Consider the following 3,470-nt stretch of genomic DNA (forward strand, 5'->3'; position numbering starts at 1 on the left):
GCGTGGTCACCGGGACGTAGCCGGGTGCCTCGACGATGAAGTGCACGTGCGCGGGCCGGAAGGGGTGCCGCTCCGTCGCGCGCAGCAGGGCACCGACCGGCCCGTCGGTGGGGGATCGGGTAGTGCGCCGGGACGATCGAGCGGAACCCGAACCGGCCCTCGTCGTCGGCGGTGAACAGGCCCCGCCCGTTGCCGAGGGGCTGGCGCCCGCCGGACTCGACGTCGTAGGAGCCCTGCTCGTCGGCCTGCCACACGTCGATCCGCGCGCCCGGCACCGGGGTGCCGTCGGGCGCGGCCACCGAGCCCTCGATGAGACACGGCTCCCCGGTGCCGAGCGAGTCGATCGTGTCGCCGAGCGCGCGCTCCGGGCTGGCCACGACGTGGAACGGGCCGAGCACCGTGGAGGCGGTGGCGTCCTGCGCCTGCCGGGCCGCCTCCATCGTCTCCACCAGCATCGACGCCCCCATCACGTCGGAGAACAGGATGAACTCCTGCCGTTGCTCGTCGCACTTCTGCCCGATCGCCGTCAGGAACTCGATGCCCTGCTCCCACTCGGCGAGGCTCGGGCGCACGTCGCGCAGGAACCCGTGCAGGTGGCGCACGAGGCCGTCCACGATCTCGTGCAGCCGGGGGTCGGGGGTGTTCGCGAAGCTCGCGAGGACGGCGTCGACGGAGTCCTTCTCGGAGAAGTCCATGGGGCCTCAGGTGCGTGAGAGCGCTCGGTCGAGCGTGGTGGACAGGGTGGTGGCGGGATCGTCGGGCAGCGCGGCGAACCGCGCGGCCACGTGGTGGTCGGGGCGGACCAGGACCGCGCCGGTGTCGCCGATCCCCTCGGCCTCGAGCATGCCCGCCCACTCGCCGTAGGGGTCCTCGACGTCCTGGCCGGGTCCGACGACGACGAGGGCCACGAGGCCGGACCCGACGTCGGGCGCGGTGCCCCACGCCTGTCCGCCCGGCCCGGTGAACAGGGTGAACCGGCCGTGCCCGGCCAGCTGGACCGTCGAGACGTCGCGCCCGGTGAGGCCGAGCCACACGTGCGGCACCCGGGCGCCGGGCGTCGTCGACGCGACGTAGGTGAGCTCCGGGTCCTCGACCGTCGCGAGTGGGTCCGGCGCGAGGTCGTCGGGCACGACCGCGCCCGAGACGTAGCGGTGGTTGAGCTCCACGCCGTGCGCGTCGAACTCGTAGGCCTTGAACCGGACCGCCTCGCGCAGCGCCCGCCTCTGCTTCTCGGCCGCGTCGCCGGCGTCCTTGCGGGCGTCCATGTTGGCGCGCATCGTCGCCGGGTCGTCGGTGCCGCTCACCCCGAGCGCGTCGAAGATGCGGCCCGTCTCGGCGATGGAGCGGTTCGCGCGGTCGACCACCTGGCGCCCGATCGGCGCGCGCTCGGCGGTGTAGGTGTCGAGCAGCGCCGGGCCCGCGTCGCCGCGCAGCACCAGCGCGAGCTTCCACGCGAGGTTGAACGAGTCCTGGATCGAGGTGTTCGACCCGAGCCCGTTCGACGGCGGGTGGCGGTGCACCGCGTCGCCGCCGCAGAACACCCGGCCGGAGCCGTAGTGCTCGGCGGCCATGTGGTTCACCGTCCACGCCGAGCTGCCGAGGACCTCGACCTCGAGGTCGTCGACCCCGACGAGGCGGCGCACCAGCCCCGTCGTGAACTCCTCGGAGAGGTCCGGCGGCCCGTCGGCGACGTCGTAGCCCCAGATCGTCAGCCACTCGTTCCACGGCCGGACCATCCGCACGACGCCCATGCCGATGCCGCCGACGTCCGAGCCCGGCTGCAGGACCCAGTAGAGGACGCTCGGGCGGTGCGCGACCCACGGCGAGAGGTCGGCGCGGAAGACGATGTTGAGCGAGCCGGCCTTGCCCATCTCGCCGCGCATCGGGAGCCCGGCCGCCTCGGCGACGCGACTGCGCCCGCCGTCGGCGCCGTAGAGGTAGCGGGCGCGGATGTCGTACTCGGCGCCCTCGTCGGACCGGGCCCGGTCCCGCACGGTGACCGTCACGCCGTCGTCGTCGACGACGTGGGAGAGGTACTCCGTCGAGTACCGGACGCGCGAGCCACGGGCGGTCGCGGCGTTCACGAGCACCGGCTCCATGAGGTTCTGCGGCATGTCGCAGATGCGCGCCGGGCTCGCGAGGACGTGCGCGGCGTGGCTGCGCGGGTCGGTGCCCCAGGAGCGCACCCGGCCGAGCTCCTCGCCGGTGATCGCCGTGCAGAACGTCGTGGTGCCGATGAGGTCCTGCGGGGTGGCCTGGGCGATCACGGCGTCGGCGACGCCGAGGTCGTCGAGGACCTCCATCGTGCGCTGGTTGGTGATGTGCGCGCGGGGCTCGGCGGCCAGCGAGTCGTACCGGGTGACGACGAGGTGGTCGACGCCGAGCGTCGCCAGCGCGAGGGCCATCGCGGCGCCGGCCGGGCCGCTGCCGACCACGACGACGTCGGTGGTGGCGGCGGGTGGACGCTCCTGCGCCATGGCGGGCTCCCTCTCGGGTCGTCGGCGACCGGCCCGCCCATCCTCATCCCCGGCGGGCCCCCGAGGGAAGAGGGTCGCTGAAGATTCAACGACTCCGCGGGTGGCGCTGCAGGAAGTCGTCCGCGATCTCGTCGAACGTCAACCAGCGCACGCCGTCGTGGGAGTTGATGTAGGAGATCAGCCGCTCGTGCATGAGCAGCACCTGCGGGCGCCCGGAGACGTCCGGGTGGATCGTCATGGTGAAGACCGCGTAGTCGAGCTCGCGGTAGGCCCAGTCGAACTGGTCGCGCCAGAGCTGCTCGATGTCGCGCGGGTTGACGAAGCCGTGGGAGTTCGGGCTGCCCTTGACGAACATCATCGGCGGCAGGTCGTCGAGGTACCAGTTCGCGGGCAGCTCGAGGAGGTCGGTCTCCTCGCCCCGGTGCAGCGGCTTCATCCACTCCGCGGCGTCGGCGGAGAGGTCGATCTTCGTCCAGGAGTCGCCGACGCGGACGTAGTAGGGCGTGAAGTCGTCGTGCATCAGCGAGTGGTCGTACTTGAGCCCGCGGTCCAGCACCAGCTCGTTGGTGATCTCGGAGAACTCCCACCACGGGGCGACGTAGCCGGTGGGGCGCGTGCCCGAGCGGGACTCGATGAGGTCGATGCAGTGGTCCAGCACGTCGGACTCCTGCTGGCGGCTCATCGCGATCGGGTTCTCGTGGCTGTAGCCGTGCACGCCGATCTCGTGGCCCGCCGCGACGCACGCGTCGAACTGCTCGGGGAACGTCTCGACGGAGTGGCCCGGCCAGAAGAAGGTCTGGCGGATGCCGGCGCGCCGGAACAGCTCCAGCACCCGCGGCACCCCGACCTCACCGGCGAAGAGCCCGCGGGAGATGTCCCCCGGCGAGTCCTCCCCGCCGTAGGAGCCGAGCCAGCCCCCGACCGCGTCGATGTCCACCCCGTAGCTGACGAGAATCTCCTTGGCCATGCCCCGGATTACCCGTCCAGACCCGC

General features: G+C 72.5%; 3 protein-coding genes. All 3 read right to left on the reverse strand.

The features are described from left to right. Positions 1 to 695: dioxygenase (locus tag AC0CYZ_RS01590; protein WP_472211553.1), on the reverse strand; the 695-nt coding region annotated here is incomplete at its 3' end. A gap of 6 nt (positions 696 to 701) precedes the next feature. Continuing rightward, on the reverse strand, positions 702 to 2,477 hold the full coding sequence (locus AC0CYZ_RS01595) for an FAD-dependent oxidoreductase (protein WP_472211556.1): 1,776 nt from the start codon (positions 2,475 to 2,477) through the stop codon (positions 702 to 704). Between the two features lie 85 nt (positions 2,478 to 2,562). Continuing rightward, positions 2,563 to 3,470: polysaccharide deacetylase family protein (locus AC0CYZ_RS01600; RefSeq protein ID WP_472211559.1), on the reverse strand; the 908-nt coding region annotated here is incomplete at its 5' end.

Source organism: Actinomycetospora sp. (genome assembly GCF_055612215.1).

Bases quoted from the DNA above. Each gene is read 5' to 3' on its own strand.
- AC0CYZ_RS01595 (WP_472211556.1), bottom strand. From the start codon at position 2,477: ATGGCGCAGGAGCGTCCACCCGCCGCCACCACCGACGTCGTCGTGGTC.